Source organism: Massilia violaceinigra (assembly GCF_002752675.1).
In the GTDB taxonomy this organism is placed as follows: domain Bacteria; phylum Pseudomonadota; class Gammaproteobacteria; order Burkholderiales; family Burkholderiaceae_D; genus Telluria_A; species Telluria_A violaceinigra.
This window is the reverse complement of record NZ_CP024608.1, coordinates 4072823-4092905: the sequence shown is the minus strand read 5'-3', so window position 1 is coordinate 4092905 and position 20083 is coordinate 4072823. Positions and strand designations below refer to the sequence as shown.

General features: G+C 65.5%; 15 protein-coding genes. 10 read left to right on the top strand and 5 right to left on the bottom strand.

Features of this window, described 5'->3' with window-relative positions; genetic code table 11:
- Window positions 1-146 precede the first annotated feature (146 nt).
- Window positions 147-2066, bottom strand: coding sequence for a molecular chaperone HtpG (gene htpG / locus CR152_RS18310; RefSeq protein WP_099876838.1), 1920 nt, complete (start codon window positions 2064-2066; stop codon window positions 147-149).
- Between the two features lie 78 nt (window positions 2067-2144).
- Window positions 2145-3590 carry an aminotransferase-like domain-containing protein gene (locus CR152_RS18305; RefSeq protein WP_099876835.1) on the bottom strand — a complete coding sequence of 482 codons (1446 nt, stop codon included), beginning with the start codon at window positions 3588-3590 and terminating at the stop codon, window positions 2145-2147.
- Between the two features lie 111 nt (window positions 3591-3701).
- Between CR152_RS18305 and CR152_RS18300 the strand changes: the two genes are divergently transcribed.
- The 7 genes from CR152_RS18300 to bluB all read left to right on the top strand — a co-directional run bounded on the left by CR152_RS18300 (window position 3702) and on the right by bluB (window position 11843).
- A complete protein-coding gene (locus CR152_RS18300) occupies window positions 3702-4670 on the top strand; it encodes a threonine dehydratase (RefSeq protein WP_099876830.1) in 969 nt (322 codons plus the stop codon).
- A gap of 3 nt (window positions 4671-4673) precedes the next feature.
- The gene (locus tag CR152_RS18295; protein ID WP_370663823.1) at window positions 4674-5600 is read left to right on the top strand and encodes a DMT family transporter; all 927 of its coding nucleotides are present in this window, start codon (window positions 4674-4676) and stop codon (window positions 5598-5600) included.
- A gap of 370 nt (window positions 5601-5970) precedes the next feature.
- Window positions 5971-6432 carry a RidA family protein gene (locus CR152_RS18290; protein WP_099876827.1) on the top strand — a complete coding sequence of 154 codons (462 nt, stop codon included), beginning with the start codon at window positions 5971-5973 and terminating at the stop codon, window positions 6430-6432.
- 114 nt (window positions 6433-6546) lie between these two features.
- Window positions 6547-7740, top strand: coding sequence for an aminotransferase-like domain-containing protein (locus tag CR152_RS18285; RefSeq protein ID WP_099876824.1), 1194 nt, complete (start codon window positions 6547-6549; stop codon window positions 7738-7740).
- 119 nt (window positions 7741-7859) lie between these two features.
- Entirely contained in the window at window positions 7860-9974 is a 2115-nt protein-coding gene (locus tag CR152_RS18280; RefSeq protein ID WP_099876821.1) for a TonB-dependent receptor plug domain-containing protein, read from the top strand.
- A gap of 340 nt (window positions 9975-10314) precedes the next feature.
- Entirely contained in the window at window positions 10315-11118 is an 804-nt protein-coding gene (locus CR152_RS18275) for an alpha/beta fold hydrolase (RefSeq protein ID WP_099876818.1), read from the top strand.
- Between the two features lie 68 nt (window positions 11119-11186).
- Complete coding sequence (bluB, locus tag CR152_RS18270) at window positions 11187-11843, top strand: 5,6-dimethylbenzimidazole synthase (RefSeq protein ID WP_099876815.1); 657 nt, start codon at window positions 11187-11189, stop codon at window positions 11841-11843.
- A gap of 178 nt (window positions 11844-12021) precedes the next feature.
- Here bluB and CR152_RS18265 read toward each other — a convergent pair whose 3' ends face one another.
- The 3 genes from CR152_RS18265 to CR152_RS18255 are packed head-to-tail and all read right to left on the bottom strand — an operon-like array spanning window position 12022 to window position 16769.
- On the bottom strand, window positions 12022-13584 hold the full coding sequence (locus CR152_RS18265) for an FGGY-family carbohydrate kinase (RefSeq protein ID WP_099876812.1): 1563 nt from the start codon (window positions 13582-13584) through the stop codon (window positions 12022-12024).
- 18 nt (window positions 13585-13602) lie between these two features.
- Window positions 13603-15177, bottom strand: a complete 1575-nt coding sequence (locus tag CR152_RS18260; protein WP_099876809.1) for a glycerol-3-phosphate dehydrogenase/oxidase — start codon at window positions 15175-15177, stop codon at window positions 13603-13605.
- Window positions 15174-16769, bottom strand: coding sequence for an FAD-binding oxidoreductase (locus CR152_RS18255; RefSeq protein ID WP_099876807.1), 1596 nt, complete (start codon window positions 16767-16769; stop codon window positions 15174-15176). The genes CR152_RS18260 and CR152_RS18255 overlap by 4 nt, the downstream gene beginning before the upstream one ends.
- A gap of 100 nt (window positions 16770-16869) precedes the next feature.
- Here CR152_RS18255 and CR152_RS18250 point away from each other — a divergent pair, with 100 nt between their 5' ends.
- From CR152_RS18250 to dapD, 3 genes are all read left to right on the top strand, one after another.
- On the top strand, window positions 16870-17898 hold the full coding sequence (locus tag CR152_RS18250; RefSeq protein WP_099876804.1) for an AraC family transcriptional regulator: 1029 nt from the start codon (window positions 16870-16872) through the stop codon (window positions 17896-17898).
- Between the two features lie 61 nt (window positions 17899-17959).
- Window positions 17960-19180 carry a succinyldiaminopimelate transaminase gene (dapC, locus tag CR152_RS18245; protein ID WP_099882469.1) on the top strand — a complete coding sequence of 407 codons (1221 nt, stop codon included), beginning with the start codon at window positions 17960-17962 and terminating at the stop codon, window positions 19178-19180.
- A 59-nt stretch (window positions 19181-19239) separates the two neighbouring features.
- Window positions 19240-20067 (top strand): 2,3,4,5-tetrahydropyridine-2,6-dicarboxylate N-succinyltransferase, encoded by an 828-nt coding sequence (gene dapD / locus CR152_RS18240; protein WP_099876801.1) that lies wholly within the window; start codon window positions 19240-19242, stop codon window positions 20065-20067.
- The last annotated feature ends 16 nt before the right edge of the window (window positions 20068-20083 follow it).

Sequence of the window (20083 nt, the reverse complement as noted above, 5' to 3'; positions counted from 1 at the left end):
CCAATTTCAACTAATATTACGTTGACTTTCAGACCGTCATTCCCGCGCAGGCGGGAATCCAAGGCACCTTCGCTTAGCATAGAAAACTTGGATTCCCGCCTGCGCGGGAATGACGGATCTTATGACGGTGGTGCTAAAAAAGAGCGTTACTTCGCCCCAGCCAGCAGCATCTCATTCAAGCGCTTCACAAACGTAGCCGGGTCGCTCAGCGAACCGCCTTCAGCCAGCAAAGCCTGATCGAACAAAATGTGCGCCCAGTCGCCGAACTGGGTACTGGCAGCGTCTTCGTTCTTCAAACGCGTCACCAGCGGGTGGTTCGGGTTGATCTCCAGGATCGGCTTCGATTCCGGTGCACTCTGCCCCGCCGCCTTCAGCATGCGCAGCAGATTGCCCGACAGCTCGTTCTCGTCGGCCACCAGGCAGGCTGGCGAATCGGTCAGGCGGAACGTCACGCGCACATCCTTGGCCTTCTCGCCCAGCGCCGCTTTCATGCGCTCGACCAGTTCCTTGTACGAGGTCTCGGTCTCTTCGTGTTCCTTCTTCTCGGCTTCGTCTTCCAGCCCGCCCAGATCCAGGCCACCCTTGGCCACCGACACCAGCTCCTTGCCTTCGAATTCAGTCAGGAACGACAGCATCCATTCATCGACGCGGTCCGTCATCAACAGCACTTCAACGCCCTTCTTGCGGAAGATTTCGAGGTGCGGGCTGTTCTTGGCTGCGGTGTAGCTGTCGCCGGCCACGTAGTAAATCTTTTCCTGGCCTTCCTTCATGCGCCCGATGTAGTCGGCCAGCGATGCATTCTGGTCGGCGTTGTCGTTGGCGGTGGAGGCGAAGCGCAGCAGCTTGGCGATGCGGTCCTTGTTGCCGGCGTCCTCGCCGATGCCTTCCTTGAGCACCTGGCCGAATTCGGTCCAGAAGGTCGTGTACTTGTCCTTCTTTTCCTGCTCGTCGGCGTTGGCCAGTTCTTCCAGCATGCCCAGCACGCGCTTGGTCGAGCCTTCGCGGATCACCTTCACATCGCGCGACTCCTGCAGGATCTCGCGCGACACGTTCAGCGGCAGGTCGTTCGAGTCGATCACGCCTTTGATGAAGCGCAGGTAGGCCGGCATCAGCTGCTCGGCATCGTCCATGATGAACACGCGTTTGACGTACAGCTTGATGCCGCCGCGCTTGTTGCGGTCCCACAGGTCGAACGGGGCGTGGCTCGGCACGTACAGCAGCTGCGTATATTCGCTGCGGCCCTCGACCCGGTTATGGGTGTGGGTCAGCGGGGACTGGAAGTCGTGCGAGACGTGCTTGTAGAATTCCTCGTACTGCTCGGGCGTGATGTCGCTCTTGTTGCGGGCCCACAGCGCGCTGGCCTGGTTGACCGTTTCGACTTCATCCTTGAGCACCGTCTCGCCTTTCTCGGCATCCCACTCGTCCTTTTGCATCACGATCGGCAGCGAAATATGGTCCGAGTACTTGCGGATGATCGATTTCAGCTTCCAGCTCGACAGCAACTCATCCTCGCCTTCGCGCAGGTGCAGGATGATGTCGGTGCCGCGCGCCGTTTTCTCGATCGCTTCGACGCTGTAATCGCCCTCGCCCGCCGACTCCCAGCGCACCCCTTCGGATGCGTCGGCGCCGGCGCGGCGGGTTTCGACCGTGATCTTGTCGGCCACGATGAAGCCCGAGTAAAAGCCCACGCCGAACTGGCCGATCAGGGCCGCGTCGGCCTGCTGGTCGCCGGAGAGCTTGCCGAAGAATTCCTTGGTGCCCGACTTGGCAATGGTGCCCAGGTGCGAAATGACTTCGTCGCGGCTCATGCCGATGCCGTTATCGGAAATGGTGACCGTGCGCGCTTCCTTGTTGTAGGCGACGCGGATTTTCAGTTCGTGGTCGTTGCCGTACAAAGCGTCGTTATTGATCGCCTCGAAGCGCAGCTTGTCGGCCGCGTCGGACGCGTTCGAAATGAGCTCGCGCAGGAAGATCTCCTTGTTCGAATACAGGGAGTGGATCATCAGTTGCAGCAACTGTTTTACTTCTGCTTGAAAACCAAGGGTTTCTTTTTCGGCAACAGCCATTTTTAGTCCTCGTGTAAGACGGGTTGAACGGATTGGAGAGAAATGGGGGTGTTCCGGGCGATTTCAAGGCCCGCGCGCTCAGCGCCGCAGTTCCCGGGCCAGGAACTCCCACACGCCCGGCTCCTGCGAGGTCGACACATTCATGCGCATCCGGGTCGAGGGCAGCTGGCTGGGCGAAAACAGGGCGCCGGGGGCCAGCAGCAAGCCTTCGATCATGGCGCGTTCGGCCAGGGCGCTGGTGTCGATGCCGGTGTCGGTCCAGACGAACAGGCCGGCCGGCGGCGCCACATCGACGTGCAAGCCCACCTTTTCCATCTGGCGCACCGTGCGTGCGCGCACCGCGTCGAGCCGGCCGCGCAGGCGGTCCACGTGCTTGCGGTACAAGCCCTCCGAAAGCACCTTGTATACCACCCGCTCGCCGATGTCGCTGGTGGTGAGGGTGGCCAGCATCTTGCGGTCGCACAGGCGCTGGGCCCATTCGGGAGACGTGGCGATGAAGCCGACCCGCAGGTTGGCCGCCAGCGACTTGGAAAAGCCGCCCAGGTAAATCACCCGATGCAGCTGGTCGAGCGCCGCCATGCGCGTGGCCGGCTGCACCGCGCTGCCCGGATGCAGGTCGCAATAGATATCGTCTTCGACGATGGTAAAGCCGTGTTCCTCGGCGATGCGCAGCACCTGGAACGCCTTGGCCGCCGACAGCGAGGTGGAGGTGGGATTGTGCAGCACCGAATTGATCACGTACAGCTTGGGCTTGTGCAGCGCCGCCATGGCCGCCAGTTGCGCGATGTCGGGACCGTCGGCCAGGCGGGAAATGCCGATGACCTTCAGGCCCATTGCCGCGAACGCGCCGAACATCAGGAACCAGGCCGGATCGTCCACGAAAATGGTGTCGCCAGGGCGGGTGAACTCGCGCGCCACCAGGTCCAGCGCCTGGGTCACGCCGACGGTGGTGACGATCTGCTCGGGCGCGGCGTCGATTTCCAGTTCGGCCAATTTCAGCTGGAGCTGCTGGCGCAGCGGCAGGAAGCCCTGCGGCGCGCCGTAGTTGACCAGCAGCGCGCCGCTCTGGCGGCTGACAGCGCGCAGGGCGTTGGCGATCATCGGACCATCGAGCCATTCGGAGGGCAGCACGCCGGAACCGGGCACGCGCTGCGATGGCGCGGGGCGGAACATGTTCCGGATCAGCCAGACCACATCGAGTGGCTTGGCTTCCAGCGCTGCCGGCGGCGCGTCGGGCATGGACCGTTCGCCGGCGTTCAGGGGCGAGCGCTCGCGCACGAAAAATCCGGCGCCGCGGCGCGATTCGACGTAGCCCTTGGCCACCAGCTTGTCGTAGCTGGCCACCACCGTGAAGCACGACACCCCGTGGGTGGCGGCGAACTGGCGGATCGACGGCATGCGCGCGCCGCTGCGCAACAGCTTGTCGTCGATGCGGCTCGAGACCGAGCGCACGATCTGGTCGATCAGCGTTTCGCCGGAGCCGCGGGTGAGCAGGCCGATGGCGGCATTGCTTGTATTGGTCATGGCACCGTCACAGTATGCGTAATTATATGGTTAAGTGTATTGGTACTGTACTGGTTTTCTCGTCTAGGATACACCTATCGACCTTCCCGTTCCACCCTTTGAAAGAGCGCCATGTACCTGCCTTCCCTCGCCGAGCTTGATGCCGCCGCCGCCCTGGTCTACCGCGCCATGCCGCCCACGCCGCAGTATTCGTGGCCGCTGCTGAACGAAGCGGTCGGCACCGGCGTCTGGGTCAAGCATGAGAACCACACGCCGCTCGGCACCTTCAAGGCGCGCGGCGCGGTGGTCTACCTCGACGCGCTGGTGCGCCGCGCGCCCGAGGTGCGCGGCATCATCGCCCCGACCCGCGGCAACCATGGGCAGGCGATTGCCTTCAGCGGCGCGCGCGTGGGGCTGCAGGTGACGGTGGTGGTCCCGCACGGGAACAGCGTGGAAAAGAACGCCTGCATGCGCGGCCTCGGTGCGCGGGTCATCGAACATGGCGACGACTTCCAGGCAAGCCGCGAGCATGCGCTGGCGCTGATGCGCGAAGAAGGACTGCACATGGTGCCCTCGTATCACGAGGACCTGGTGGCGGGCGTGGCCAGCGGCTGGCTCGAACTGTTCCGCGCCCAGCCCGACCTGGACCTGGTGCTGGTGCCGATCGGCCAGGGCTCCGGCATCTGCGGCGCGATTGCGGCGCGCCACGCGCTGGGTGTCAAGACCCGGATTATCGGCGTGGTGTCGAGCCATGCGCCGGCGTACCAGCTCTCGTTCCGGGCCGGGCGCAGCATCGAGGCGGCGGTCAGCACCGTGGTGGCCGACGGGCTGGCGTGCCGCGTGGCCGATGCCGCGTCGCTCGTGGCCGTGCTCGAATGCGCCGACGACGTACTGGCCGTGACCGACGACGAAGTGGCGCGCGCCATGCGCCTGTACTACCGCTGCACCCACAACCTGGCCGAAGGCGCGGGCGCGGCGGCGCTGGCGGCGGCCATGCAGATCAAGGACAGCGCCCTGATCCGTGGCAAGAAAATCGGCCTGCCGTTGACCGGAGGCAATGTCGATGCCGAGCTGTTCCGTCGCATCTTGCAAGGGCCTTGAAGCATGACGACGAGCGTGACAAATGAGTTGACGCGTGCGGCGCGGCCCGGGATGTCCGACGAGAGTGCCGGCATGCTGCTGGGGCTGGTCGGAGTCGCCATGTTCAGTTTGACCCTGCCGTTCACGCGGATGGCGGTGGCCGGGCTGGAGCCGGTGATTGTCGCGCTGGGACGGGCGCTGGTGGCGGCGCTGCTCGCGGGCATCTGGCTGGTGTGGAAGCGCGCGCCGCTGCCGCCGCGCTCGGCGCTGTGGCCGCTGGCGATGGTTTCGCTCGGCTGCGTGATCGGCTTTCCGTGGCTGACCTCGGTTGCCTTGCGCAGCCTGCCGGCATCGCATGGCGCGGTGCTGGTCGGCATATTGCCGCTGGCCACGGCGCTCGTCTCCGCGCTGCGCGGCAATGAAAAGCCCTCGCTGGGATTCTGGCTGACCGCACTGACGGGCTCGGCTATCGTCATCGGCTTCGCCCTGCGCCAGAGCGGCGGCAGCTTTCATCAGGCCGACCTGCTGATGTTCGGCGCCGTGGCGGCGGCTGCGGTGGGCTACGCCGAAGGCGGAAAGTTATCGCGGAGCATGGGCGGGCAACAAGTGATCAGCTGGGCGCTGGTGCTGTCGGTGCCGCTGGTGCTGCCGCTGGTGGTATGGCTGGCGTGGCCCCAAGTGGACAGGATGGCCGAAGCTGGGGCGCGGGCGTGGATTGGCTTTGCGTATGTATCCGTGTTCTCGATGTTCATCGGCTTTTTCTTCTGGTACCGCGGCATGGCGCGCGGCGGCATAGCCCGGGTGGGGCAAGTGCAACTGCTGCAACCGTTCATGACCCTGGCCGGCGCCTGGATACTGCTGGGCGAGCCGCTGGAAGTGGCCAACATCAGCTTCGCGCTCGCGGTGATCGCCGTGGTCGCCATCGGCCGCCGCATGCAAATCAAGCGCTAAACCCGCCAACCGGGGTCAGAGCTTTAACTCGCAACTTTTTAACCCGCCAACCGGGGTCAGAGCTTTAAGTCGCAACTTTTTTGTTGCTCAACCAGGATCAGACCTCGGTTAAGCAAGTTTTCTTGGGCGAGCAAGGTCGACATGCCCGAGAAGCGTCAGAATTGATACCGACAGAAAGCGATTTGTATTGACGTGAAGCAAATGTTTCGAGTCAGAGCTCTGACCCCGGTTGTAGGAGTTTTAGAAGTTGTTTAGCCGGAGTTTGCCGCCGGTTATGCGAGGTTCTGGCAGGGCGCGATTCCGGTGGGCAGCCGGTCGTGCCCGACGTACAATACTGCCTTGTTCTTTCTTATCGCATCGAGGAATCTCCATGACCGTCTACGACAAACTGAAATCGCTCAATATCACCCTCAGCCCGCCAGCCGCACCCGTCGCCGCGTATGTGATGTACGTGCAGACAGGAAATCTGGTGTTTATTTCCGGACACATCGCGAAGAATGCCGATGGCTCCGTGAACGCCGGTCAGCTGGGCAAGGAAATCACCACCGAACAGGGCGTCGCCGCCGCGCGCGCGATTGCGATCGATCTGATGGGCACGCTTCAGGAAGCTTGCGGCGGCGACCTCGGCAAGGTCAAGCGCGTGGTTAAACTGATGAGCCTGGTCAATTCGACGCCCGGCTTCACCGACCAGCACATCGTCACCAACGGCGCCTCGGAACTGCTGGGCGAGGTATTCGGCGATGCTGGCAAGCATGCCCGCTCGGCCTTCGGCGTGGCGCAGAATCCACGCGGCGCCTGTGTGGAAATCGAAATGATCGTCGAAGTCGCTTAAACCAACATCAACATCCCGGACGCTGCTTATCCGGCGGCGTCTTTCCAGCCGCTTACCCAGCGTGCTCTATAATCGGCCCAGTGCGAACCCGGCCGCCTTGACTGTGAGACCAGTATGAAAATCGAAAATCCAAACCCCATCGAGTGGCGTTTTTCCGAGCGCGCCAGCCAGCTTCAGAGTTCGTTCATCCGCGAAATCCTGAAGATCACCCAGCGTCCGGAGATCATCTCCTTCGCCGGCGGCCTGCCCTCGCCTGCCACCTTCCCGGTCGAACACATGAAGGCGGCCTTCGACAAGGTCCTGTCCGAAAACGGTAAAGTGGCGCTGCAGTACGGCCCAACCGACGGCTACCCGCTGCTGCGCGAGTGGATCGCCAATTCGCTGTCCACGGCCACCTGCAAAATCCTGCCGGAACAGGTTTTGATGACTTCCGGCTCGCAGCAGGCGCTCGACCTGCTGGGCAAGGTACTGATCGACGAAGGCAGCCGCGTGCTGGTCGAAACGCCGAGCTACCTGGGCGCGCTGCAGGCGTTCTCGGTCTACCGTCCCGAATTCAAGTCGGTCGCCACCGACGAGCATGGCCTGGTGCCGTCCTCGATCGAGGCCGTGGCCGAAGGCGCGCGCCTGCTGTACGCGCTGCCGAACTTCCAGAACCCGACCGGCCGCAGCCTGTCCATCGAGCGCCGCCAGGAACTGGTCGAAACCTGCGCCCGCCTCGGCCTGCCGCTGATCGAGGATGATCCGTACGGCGCGCTGAGCTACAAGGGCGAGCCGTTCCCGAAGATGCTGAACATGAATCCGGACGGCGTCATTTATATGGGCTCGTTCTCGAAGGTGCTCACGCCCGGCATCCGCCTCGGTTACGTGGTCGCGCCGCTGCCGCTGGTGCGCCGCCTGGAGCTGGCCAAGCAGGCCGCCGACCTGCACACCGCGCAGCTGACCCAGATGGTGGTCTATGAAGTGGTCAAGGATGGCTTCCTCGATCAGCACATCCCGACCATCCGCGCGCTGTACGCCAACCAGTGCCAGGCGATGCTCGATGCGATCACCGAATTCTTCCCGGCCGGCGTGACCTGGACCAAGCCCGAAGGCGGCATGTTCATCTGGGTGACCCTGCCCAAGCATATCGACGCCATGAAGCTGCTCGACCAGGCCATCGCGGCCAAGGTGGCTTTCGTGCCGGGCGCGCCGTTCTACGCCAACGAAGCCGAAACGAACACCCTGCGCCTGTCCTTCGTGACCGTGCCGCAGGAGCGCATCCGTGAAGGCGTCGCCATCCTCGGCAAGCTGATCGCCGCGCAACTGTAAGCGTCGCTGCACCAGAAGGACGCCGTCCCCCAGGTCACTGGCGGACGGCGTTGTTGCATTTGTATGCAGCATGGGTCCCATGTTATCTTGAGGCTAATTCAACAGCGTCGAGGAAGCGGATGGTCAATCGGATCGCGAACGCACGGCTGCTGGCCTTGTCCATCGCGCTGGCCTGTCCCGGCGTGGCCATGGCCCAGAGCACCGATGAAGAAGAACTGGCGCTGACCTACGGCGAGCGCGCCGTGGTCACCATCGCCACCGGGACCCAACAGCCGCTGGCGCGCGCTCCGGCCGTGGCCTCGGTCATTTCCGCGGCCGACATTGCGGCCATGGGCGCGAGCGACCTCGATCAGGTGCTGGAAAGCGTGCCTGGCCTGCACGTATCGAGCTTCTCGGCACCCTTCAATCCCATCTACAGCATCCGCGGCATTCACACCGGCTACAACCCGCAGGTGCTGATGCTGGTGAACGGCTTGCCGATCACCTCCGTCTTCGCCGGCAACCGCGGCCAGGCCTGGGGCGGCATGCCGCTCGAGAACGTGGCGCGCATCGAGGTCATTCGCGGCCCCGGCTCGGCCCTGTATGGCGCCGATGCCTTTTCGGGCGTGATCAACGTCGTCACCAAAACCGCGGCCGAGATCCGCGGCGTCGAATCGGGCGTGCGCCTGGGGAGCTTCAAGAGCCGCGACGCCTGGGTGCAGTCCGGCCACGCCTGGGGTCCGCTGCGCGCGGCGCTGTATCTGCGCGCCGGCAGCACCGATGGCGCCAAACGCGTCGTCGAACAGGATGTGCAGAGCGGCCTCGATACCATCTTCGGCACGCGCGCCTCGCGCGCTCCCGGCACAGTCAGCGCCAGCCGCCGCGCGTTCGATGCGCGCGCCGATCTCGAATGGGGCAACTGGCGCCTGCGCGGCGCGTACCAGAAGCGCGAAACGGGCATCGGCGTGGGCCTGGCCGACGCGCTCGACCCGGACGCGCGCGTACCGGAGACGCGCACCTACCTGGACCTGAGCTACAGCAAGGCGGGCTTCGTTCCGCACTGGGACTTGTCGGCGGTGCTGGGCTACCATGCGCTCAACAACCGCCCGGGCGACCCGGCCTACCGCCTGTTCCCGGCCGGCGCCTTCGGCGGCGCCTGGCGCGATGGGGTGGTGGGCAATCCCGGCCACGCCGAGCGCCATTACAACACCAGCGTGTCGGCCTTCTACACCGGCTTCGATGCGCACCGCATCCGCATCGGCGCCGGCTACCGCGTCGATGACCTCCACAGCGCCACCGAAATGAAGAACTTCAGCTTCGCGCTGGTGCCGGGCGTGGGTGCCACCCTCACTCCCCTGCCCGCGCTGGTGGACGCGACCGGCAATCCGGCGCTGGTCTACCTGACCCCGCACAAGCGCGACATCCAGTACGCTTTCGCCCAGGACGAGTGGCGCATCGCCAACGACTGGACCCTGACCGCGGGCGTGCGCCACGACCGCTATTCGGACTTCGGCGGCACCACCAATCCGCGCGCGGCGCTGGTGTGGGACGCCGCGTACAACGTCATCGTCAAGGCCATTTACGGCCGCGCCTTCCGCGCGCCGCATTTCGTCGAACAGTACACGATCAACAACCCGGTCAACGTCGGCAATCCGAACCTCAACCCGGAAACCATCGAGACGGGCGAGCTGGCCATGTCGTGGCAGCCGGCCAGCGACTGGCGCACCAGCCTCAATCTGTTCCGCTACCGCATGCGCGACATCATCGTGGCCGCGCCCACCGCCGATCCGGGCACCGGCAAGACGTTCCGCAACACGGGCGACCAGAATGGACGCGGATTCGAGTTCGAGGCCGCCTGGACGCCCGTGCGCGCGCTGCGCCTGGCCGCCAGCATGTCGTACCAGCGCAGCATCGATGAAGCCAGCGGCAGGGATGCCGGGCTGGCGCCGCACCGGCGCCTGTTCGCGCGCGCCGACTGGCGTGCGGCGCCGTCGTGGCAGGTCGGCGCCAACGTCAACCACGTGGCCGGCCGGCGCCGCGAACCGGGCGACACGCGCGCGCCCATCGCCGACTACACCACCACCGACATGAGCGTGCTGCGCGAACGCCTGTTCGGCAACTGGGAGCTGCGTGCCTCGGTCCTGAATCTGTTCGACCGCGACGTGCGCGAGCCGAGCGTCGCTCCGGGGAATATCCCGTTCGACCTGCCGATGCCGGGACGCGCCTTATCGCTGCAGATCAGGCACGCCATGTAAGCGGCGGCTTGGTCGCGCTCCGGCAAGCCGGCGGCATGCTCGCCGCGCGAGGATTCAAGCACGGCTGTGCGGCCTTCCAGGCGAATCGCGCTGCCCTTGCCCGCACCAGGGCGCTTGATCCGTTCATTATTGATTGCACCAGAAAGTTCCCACCGGAACGATTCCGACCACCGGTGCGCGCATTAAACGAACAGCAAGCGGCGCCATTTACCCATAAGGCATAAAGCCACACAATCGCCGTAACAGGCACAATTGAATTGGTAACAGGAATACAATAAGCCGACAACAGCGCGCTCTGATAGGTAGGGGAGCCAATGCTGGGCACACTCGTGGATGCGCCATGAATATTCAGCACCGCAACAACGTGAACTGTTACGGGAACGGTCCCTCGACCCTGGTATTCGGTCACGGCTTCGGCTGCGACCAGGGCATGTGGCGCAAACTGCTGCCCTCGTTCACCGAGCGCTACAAGGTGATCCTCTACGACCTCGTTGGCAGCGGCAAGTCGGACCTGTCGGCCTACAACGAAGTCGACTACGCCACCCTGCACCGCCACGCGGAAGACTTGCTCGAAATCATCCACGAATTTTCCAACGAGCCGGTGGTGTTCATCGGCCATTCGGTCAGCGCCATGATCGGCATGCTGGCCGCGATCCGCGAGCCGGCCATGTTCGCCGGCCAGGTCATGGTGGGCCCCTCGCCCTGCTTCATCAACGATGGCGACTACGTCGGCGGCTTTAACCGCGAAGACATCGATGGCCTGCTGAGCCTCATGCACGACAACTACCTGAAGTGGGCCGCCAACATGGCTCCGCTGGTCATGGGCGCGCCGGACCAGCCCGACCTGCGGCAGGAGCTGACCGCCAGCTTTTGCCGCAACGATCCCGAGATCGCCCGGCACTTCGCGCGCGTCACGTTTTTGTCGGACCACCGCGCCGACGTGCCGCGCTCGCACACGCCGACGCTGGTCCTGCAAAGCACGGACGACATGATCGCCCCGCGTGAAGTCGGCGAATACATGCGCAAGCACCTGCCGGTGAGCTGGCTGGCCTTTGTCGACAATATCGGGCACTGTCCGCACATGAGCGCAGCGAGCGACAGCACGGAGCTGATCCAGACCTTCATCACACGTTTGCTCAAGTAGGCGCGCTGCCGGATAATGCAGGTCGGAGCGGCGCACCTCGCGCCGCCGCGACAACCTGCGAGAAGACCTTGACCGACCAATTCATCCAGAGCGAGATCGACGCCGTCTACCGCGTTATCGCCGCGCGGCGCGACGTGCGGCACTTCGTGCCGGGCGCCATCGACGAGGCACTGTTCGCAAGGCTGGTCGAAGCGGCGCACCAGGCACCCAGCGTGGGGCTGATGCAGCCGTGGCGTTTCATCCGCATCCGCAGCGAAGCGGTGCGCGAAGCCATCGTGAAGCTGGTCGACGAGGAGCGCCTGGCCACGGCCGACGCGCTGGGCGAGCGCGGATCGGAATTCATGCGGCTGAAAGTCGAAGGCATCCGCGAATGCGGGGAACTGCTGGTGGTCGCGCTGATGGACCGGCGCGAGGAATATGTGTTCGGCCGCCGCACCCTGCCCGAGATGGACCTGGCGTCGGTCGCCTGCGCGCTGCAGAATATGTGGCTGGCATCGCGCGCGGAGGGGCTGGGCATGGGCTGGGTGTCGCTGTTCGACCCGGTCAAGCTGGCCGCGCTGCTGTCGATTCCCGAGGGAGGCAGGCCGGTGGCGGTGGTCTGCCTCGGGCATGTGGCGCAGTTTTATCCGATGCCGATGCTGGAGATGGAGGGATGGGAAAAGCGCCGCAAGCTGGAGGATCTGGTGTTTGTGGACAGCTGGGAACAGCGGGCGCACATTACATAGCAGCCACTCTCGTTGTTCGCACCCACACCCTCGTCATTCCCGCGCAGGCGGGAACCCAAGTTTGTCGAGCCGTCGGTTGCGGTGCGAAATTAGGTTCCCGCCGAGTGCCGCCTTGGCGCGGGAACGACGAGGGTGTGGGTGGAAATAACGCCGGTGGCAAGGCAAGCGAACAACAGGCTTAAGGCTTCCTCGGATACCCCGTAATCTCCGCAATCTGCGCGTACATCGGCTGCAGCCGCGCGTACATCTTGCGGTACACCTGCTTGTACAGGCGGTCATACATCGCCTGGTTCGCCGCAATCGGCTCGAACACACGCCCGATGCGCGTCATCCCCGCAATCGCCGCCGCAAAGTCCGGATACAAACCCAGCCCCACCGCCGCCGCGATCGCCGCTCCCAGTCCCGACGTTTCATACACGTGCGGACGCGCGGTCGGCAACCCGAAAATGTCGGCCGTCAGCTGCATCGCCGCGTCGCTCTGCGACCCGCCTCCCGACACGCGCAACTCGGTAATCGGCACCCCGCTGCGCTTTTCGGTGCGTTCCTTCCCCTCGCGCAGCGCATAGGCCAGCCCTTCCAGGATCGCGCGGTACACATGCGCGCGCGTATGCACATCGCCAAAGCCGATAATGGCGCCCTTCGCCTCCGGCCCCGGCACGCGGATGCCCGGACTCCAGTAAGGCTGCAGCATCAGTCCCATGGCCCCGGCCGGGACCGCGTTCACCAGTTCATCGAACAGCTGCTCCGGTGCCACATCCTCTTCCAGTGCGCGCGCGCGTTCGTGGTGGCCGAACTGCTCCTTGAACCAGTTGACCATCCAGTAGCCCCGGAAAATCTGCACCTCGGTGCTGTAGGTGTCGGGAATGGCGGCCGGATACGGGGGAATGAAGGGCGTCACTTCCACATAGCGGCGGCTGGTGGTGTTGATGGTGGCAGTGGTGCCGTAACTGAGGCAGCCGATATGCGGCGCCTGGCAGCCCGCCCCGATCACTTCGCACGCCTTGTCGGCCGCCGCGGCCAGCAGCGCAATGCCGGCCGGGATGCCGGTCAGCGCGGCCACCGCGTCGCCAATGAGGCCGATCACGGTACCCGGCGCCACCAGCTCGGGCAGCATCTGCGGCGTGATCGCGAGCGCCTGCCACTTCCAGTCGCGCGGCCCGGCCCAGCGCTGGCGCTTGTAGTCGAACGGCAGATACGCCACCTGCGAGCCGGTCGAATCGACGTAGCGCCCGCACAGCCGGTAATTCAGGTAGCCGGACAACAGCAGCACCTTGTGCGTGCGGTCCCACACGTCCGGCTGGTGCGCCTTGATCCAGTTGATCTCGGCCTCGCCGCGAAAGTAGTCGATCGTGCCCTTCACGCGCGCCAGCCGGAACGCGGCGTTCCACCACATGCCCACGCGCGGCGCCAGGTCGGTGCGGCGCTGGTCCAGCCAGGTGATGGCCGGGCGCAGCGCCTTGCCATCCTGGCCGACATTGATCACCGTGCCGCGCTGGGTTGTCACGGCCACGCCCTGCACTGCCGCCTTGTCGGCGCCAGGCTGCTCCCATAGCTGCTTGCAGGCGCGGCACAGCGACTGCCAGTAGTCTTCCGGGTCGTGTTCGGCCCAGCCGGGATGCTCGGAAAAATAGCTCTCGAAGTGCACCTGCGATTTGGCGACGATATTACCCTGCAGGTCGAACAGGATCGCACGCACGCTCTGCGTGCCGTTGTCGATGGCGAGGATGGTCTTGTCAATCATGGCTGTTCATCCTCTCGGTCAGGCGGGAAGGCCGTAGTGCGCCTGCCATAATGCCAGATAGGCCGCTTCGCTCGCGTTCCAGCGCGCGTCGTCCCATTCCAGCTCGCGCTGGCAGATGGCGCGGATGCGCGCCATGTGGCGCACCCCGCCGCCGCGCAGCTGCAATCCAAGCCGGGTGCGGCGCAGCAGCAGGTCTTCCAGATGCTGCACCGCTTCGGTGCGCGCGGCCCAGCGCAGTTCGGCCCATAGCGATTCGGTACCGGGGATGGTGTCAAGCTCGCCCGTTTCGGCGGCGTCGATCAATGCCTGCGCGTGCGCGCCGTAGCGGCCCCGCAAGCGCCGCACCACCGCCGCGCGCAGCGGTGCGATCACCGACGGTGCTGGCGCGAACACGGGGCGCGGCGCCAGGTCGTCGCGCCAGCCTGCCAGTAAGGGCATCGCGTGGCGCAGCGCATCGAGGGCGATCACGCGGAAGGTGGTCAGCTTGCCGCCGGTGACGCTCAAGAGCCCGTTTTCCAGCCACACCGCATGGTCGCGCGACGCCTTCGACGGATCGCCCGCGCCGCTGTCGATCACCGGCCGCACGCCAGCGTAAGTGGCAATCACGTCCGACTCTTGCAGCGCCAGCTGCGGGAACTGCGCGTGCAGCGCCGCCATCAAATAGTCGAGTTCCGCCCGCGTGATGGCGGCCTCGCTGGCCAGGCCGTCGCCATGATCGACGTCGGTGGTGCCGACCAGCGTAATGCCTTCCCACGGAAAGGCAAACACCGGGCGGCCGTCGGCCGGGTGCATCAGGCTGACCGCCTGCGCCAGCGGCAGGCGCCACGCCGGCAGCACCAGGTGACTGCCGCGCAGCGGGCGCAGGCGCGGCGCGGCGCCGGCATGGCCGCGCAGCTCGTCGGCCCAGGCCCCGGTGGCGTTGATGACCAGGCGCGCGCGCACCTCGTGGGTGGCGCCATCGCGCCCGTCATGCAGCAGCGCGCCATTGACCGTGCTGCCACTCCTGAGCAGCGAGCGCGCGGCCATGTAATTGATCGCCACGCCGCCATGGGACTGGGCTTCCTGCAGCACGCGCAGGACCAGGCGCGCGTCGTCGGTCTTGGCGTCGGTGTAGAGCATGCCGCCCTGCAGTCCGGTGCGCGCCACGTTGGGCGTCATCATCGCGAATTCACCGTCATTGACGTAGTGGCGTTCACGTTTTCCGGCCATCAGGTCGTAGATCGCCAGTCCGAGCAGGAAGGTCTTGCGGCCCGGTTTGCGGCCCACGTAGTCGCCGAAGGCGAAGCTTTGCGGTTCCACCAGTCCGGCGGCCCCGGCCAACAGCGCGTCGCGCTCGTGCACCGATTCGCGCGTGAGAGCGAATTTGCCCTCTTTCAGATAGCGCAAGCCGCCGTGCACCAGTTTCGACGAACGGCTCGATGTGCCCCAGGCAAAATCGCGCTGTTCGACCAGCAGCGCCTTCAAGCCGCGGCGCGACGCCTCCAGCAGGATGCCGGCGCCGGTGATGCCGCCGCCAATGATCAACAGGTCCCATTCGCGCGCCAGCAGCACTGGCAAGGTCTCATGCCAGCCGTTCCGCCAATGGGCAGTCACGGCGACACCAGCTTGCCCGGGTTCATGCGCCCGTCCGGATCGAAGTGGCGGAACAGCGTGCGCATCGCGCCCATGCCCAATAATCCTTTTTCGGAAGCGAGGTAGGGCGCATGGTCGGCGCCAACGCCGTGCTGGTGGCTGATGGTGCCGCCATTGATGATGATCGCTTCCGACACGGTGCTCTTCAAACGGCGCCAGCGCCGCAAGTCTTCATCGTAACTGCCCGACAGGCGGTACACGAACGTGGTGTAGACGCTGGCGCCCTGCGCGTACAGGTGCGACAGGTGGGTGTAGGCGTGCACCCGCTCGCCGCAGGAGGCCATGGCCTGCGTGGCGGCTTCTTCCAACGCGTGCATCATCGGGGTGACGCCCGGCCAGTCGACCGCCGTCTCCACAGTGTCGATGGCGTAGCCCTGCTCCCATGCGGCGTTGCGCAGGTAGACGTTGCGGAAGCGGTTCTGCTTCCATTTGTCGCCCATCGTGCGGCCCACGTGCACGCCGCCGCCGGCGCGCGCGACCGCCAGCGCGGCGCGCAGCGCGTGTTTCGCGTTGGCGGCGGTGCCGCTGGCGCCGATCATCAGCATGCATTTGCCGTCGGCGCAGCCGCGCCAACGCAGCCAGGTTTCCAGCGCGCCGATCAGGCGCTTGTGGCCGGCCAGGGTCAGCATGGTCAGCGTTTCGAGGGGATTGGACAGGCGCAGCATCGACAGCGCCAACCTGGCCTGGGCCAGTTCGCGCGTGGCGGCGGCGGCCGATTCCCAGTCGGGGAAGAACACGGCGTGGAACGCTTCGTACTGCGGCAGGCGGCTCACGCGCACCGTCGCTTCGGTCAGGATGCCCAGGCGTCCTTCGGAACCGAGCACGATCTCGCGCAGGTCGGTCCCCGCCGCCGACGCCGGAAAGGTCGGCAGGTCGAGCGTGCCGGCCGGCGTTTCGACCCGCCCGCCGGCGAACAGCTGTTCGATGCGCCCGTAGCGCAGCGACTGCTGGCCCGAGGAGCGCGTGACCACCCAGCCCCCCAGGGTCGAATATTCGAACGATTGCGGAAAGTGGCCCAGCGTGTAGCCGAAGGCACGCAGTTGCGCTTCCAGGTCCGGCCCCAGCACGCCGGCCCCAAACGTAGCCAGCTGCGCTTCCTTGTCCAGATCGATCAGGGCGCGCATGCGCGTCATGTTGATGGTGAGGACCGGCGCCGCTCCCGCTTCCACGCCGACATGGCCGGCCACGCTGGTGCCGCCGCCGTAGGGAATGACGATGGCGCCGCTGCATGCCGCAAAATCGAGCAGGTCGCGCACTTCTTCCCCGCTTTCCGGATACGCCACGCCGTCCGGGGCGGTGTCGATTTTGCCGTAGCGAAGACGCAGCCAGTCGGGCAGGCTCTGGCCGAGCGCATTGGCCAGGCGCGCGCCGGCCGAGGTGTCGACCAGCGGATGCGGCGGCAGGCGGCTGGCGCCGATGCGCGCGCAGGCGTCGGCGTGGCTGGTCTCCGCCCCCGCGCTCGCGGGCCCAAGGCGCTCGCCCAGAAACGCCAGCGCGTCCGCATTCAACGCAAATTCAATGGCGTCGTCGCCCCATCCGTTCCACCGCTTCATCGTTTTTTCCCGTTATACTTGGCTGTTCATCCACGGCCGCCAGCGTATGCGAAGGCAGGCTTCACGTATTGCGCTTTTATGACAACCGCTTTGTTCAAACATGCCAGTGCTTCGGCCTGACGCCCGCCGCGTCACCGGTTCCTATCTGCAGCCGCTGATCGAAGCGGCGCAGGCGCGCGGCGTGGCCCCGGCCGCGCTGGCCGCTGCCGCCGGTCTGCCCGCGACAGCGCTCGACCGGCTGCCCGACTCGCTCGGCGCGGCCGATTACGTGCGCCTGCTGGGCGCCGGGGCCGAGCTGGCGGACGATCCGCATTTCGGGCTGCACGTCGGCGAACGGGTAAAACTGGGTACTTACAGCGTGTACGGACTGATTTTGCTGTCCTGCCGCGATTTTGGCCAGGCATTTCAGCAGACCTTGCGCTACGAGCAGCTGGCGCACGACCTGGGACGCTCGCTGCTGCATCTGGACGGCGAGCAGGCGCACTACGAATGGGTCAGCAACTACCCGGAGGGTAACCGCCACCTGGTCGAAAGCGTGTTTGCCGGCATCCGTACCTTCAGCACCTGGCTGGCCGGGGCCGCGCTGCCGGCGCCGCAACTGCGGTTTACGCATGCGCAGCAGGCCGACGGCGCCGAGTACGAGCGCATTTTCGGCGTGCTTCCGCGCTTTGGGGCGCCGGTCAACGCGGCCGGTTTCGATGCCCAGCTGCTTGGCTGGCCTGTGCCGAACGCCGACGTGGGGCTGTATCCGGTGCTGCAGCAGCACGCCGAACAGCTGCTGCGCGAACGCAGCCGGCGCGACGACGGCGTGGTGGCCCAGGTGCATGCGGCCATTATCCGCAATCTGGCGCACGACCGGGTGCGGCTGGCCAGCATCGCCGAGGAACTCAAGCTCTCGCCGCGCACCCTGCAGCGCAAACTGAGCGAGGCCGGGGCCAGCTTCCAGCAGGTGCTCGACCAGGCGCGCTACGCGCTGGCCACCGATTACCTGCGCCAGGGGAGCCTGTCGCTGGTCGATATCGCGTTTTTGCTGGGCTATCAGGAGCAAAGCGCGTTCTCCCACGCGTTCAAGGAATGGTCCGGTGTAAATCCTGGAGCATGGCGCGATGGCGGCCATTTGCGCCTATAATACGTCGCTGTTCCGATCTACGCTAACCCTGCGCTTCCCCAGCGCCAAACCTGGCAACGCCGTGAATCCACATCTCGACAAACTGCATCCCTACCCTTTTGAAAAACTGCGCCAGTTGTTCGCGGGCGTGACCCCGAACCCGGACTACGCCGCCATCAGCCTTGGCATCGGCGAGCCGAAACACCCGACGCCCGCCTTCATCCAGAAGGCGCTGGCGCACGGGGTGCCGGGACTGGCCACGTATCCGACCACGGCCGGCACGGACGCCCTGCGCGGCGCCATCGCCGGCTGGCTGGAACGCCGCTACGGGGTGCCGGCACTGAACGCGGCCAGCCAGGTGCTGCCGGTGAACGGCTCGCGCGAGGCCCTGTTCGGGATCGCCCATTGCGTCGTCGATGCCTCCAGACCGGCGCCGCTGATCGTCTGCCCCAATCCGTTCTACCAGATTTACGAGGGCGCGGCCTACCTGGCCGGGGCCACGCCGTACTTCGTCAATTCGGAACCGGGCCGCAATTTCGGCTGCGACTACGCCAGCGTGCCGGACGATATCTGGCCGCGCGTGCAGTTGCTGTACCTGTGCACCCCGGGCAACCCGACCGGCGCCACCCTGTCGCTGGAAGACTGGAAGCAGCTGTTCGCGCTGTCCGACCGCCATGGCTTCGTGATCGCGGCCGACGAATGCTATTCCGAGATTTACCATACCAGCACTGCGCCGCTCGGCGCGCTGGAAGCGGCGCACCAGCTGGGGCGCAGCGGTGGCGAGACCCCGTACGCGAACCTGATCGTGTTTTCCAGCCTGTCCAAGCGCTCCAACGTGCCGGGCATGCGCTCGGGCTTCGTGGCGGGCGATCCGGCCGTGATCAAGAAGTTCCTGCTGTACCGCACCTACTGCGGCGGCGCCATGTCGCCACCGGTGCAGGCGGCGTCCATCGCGGCCTGGGGCGATGAAACCCACGTCCAGGAAAACCGCGTCAAGTACCGCGAGAAATTTGCCCTCGTCACCCCGCTGCTCAAGGAAGTGATGGATGTGGAACTGCCCGACGCCGGCTTTTACCTGTGGGCCGATGTGCGCCGCAGCGGCCTGTCGGACACCGAATTCGCGCGCCGTCTTTACGCCGAATATAATGTCACGGTCCTGCCGGGCAGCTATCTGGCGCGCGAGGCCCACGGCATCAACCCGGGCAGCAACCGCATTCGCATGGCCCTGGTCGCCGAAGTCGACGAGGGTGTCGAAGCGGCCCAGCGCATCGTCCAGTTTTGCAAGGCCCTGAAGTCGCACTGAATCCGTCGCACTGAATCCGTCGCACCGAATCCGCCACAACACCTAATAAGATACCGATCATGACCCAACAACTTCAAAACCTCATCGACACCGCCTGGGAACAGCGCGCCGAGATCACACCGGCCAACGGCACGGCGGAACTGCGCGACGCAGTGGCCCACGTGATCGCCGGCCTGGACGACGGCAGCATGCGCGTGGCGCAAAAAACCGGTGCCGACTGGGTCGTCAACCAGTGGATCAAGAAAGCGGTGCTGCTCTCCTTCCGCCTCGAGAACAACAGCGTGATGACGTCCGACGGCACCATGCAGTTCTACGACAAGGTACCGACCAAGTTCGCCAACTACACCGCCGACGATTTCGCGCGCGGCGGTTTCCGCGTGGTGCCGCCGGCAGTCGCCCGGCGCGGCAGCTTCATCGCCAGGAACGTGGTGCTGATGCCGTCGTACGTCAACATCGGCGCCTATGTCGATGAAGGCGCCATGGTCGATACCTGGGCCACGGTCGGTTCGTGCGCGCAGATCGGCAAGAACGTGCACCTGTCCGGCGGCGTGGGCATCGGCGGCGTGCTCGAACCGATGCAGGCCAATCCGACCATCATCGAAGACAACTGCTTCATCGGCGCCCGTTCCGAGATTGTCGAAGGCGTCATCGTCGAGGAAAACTCGGTCATTTCGATGGGCGTGTACATCGGCCAGTCGACCAAGATCTACGACCGCGCCACCGGCGAAGTGAGCTACGGCCGCGTGCCGGCCGGTTCGGTGGTCGTCTCGGGCAACCTGCCCTCGGAAGATGGCAGCTACAGCCTGTACTGCGCCGTGATCGTGAAACGTGTGGACGCCAAGACACGCGCGAAAACCGGTATCAACGAATTGCTGCGCGGTATCTGATACAGTAAAAGTCCAA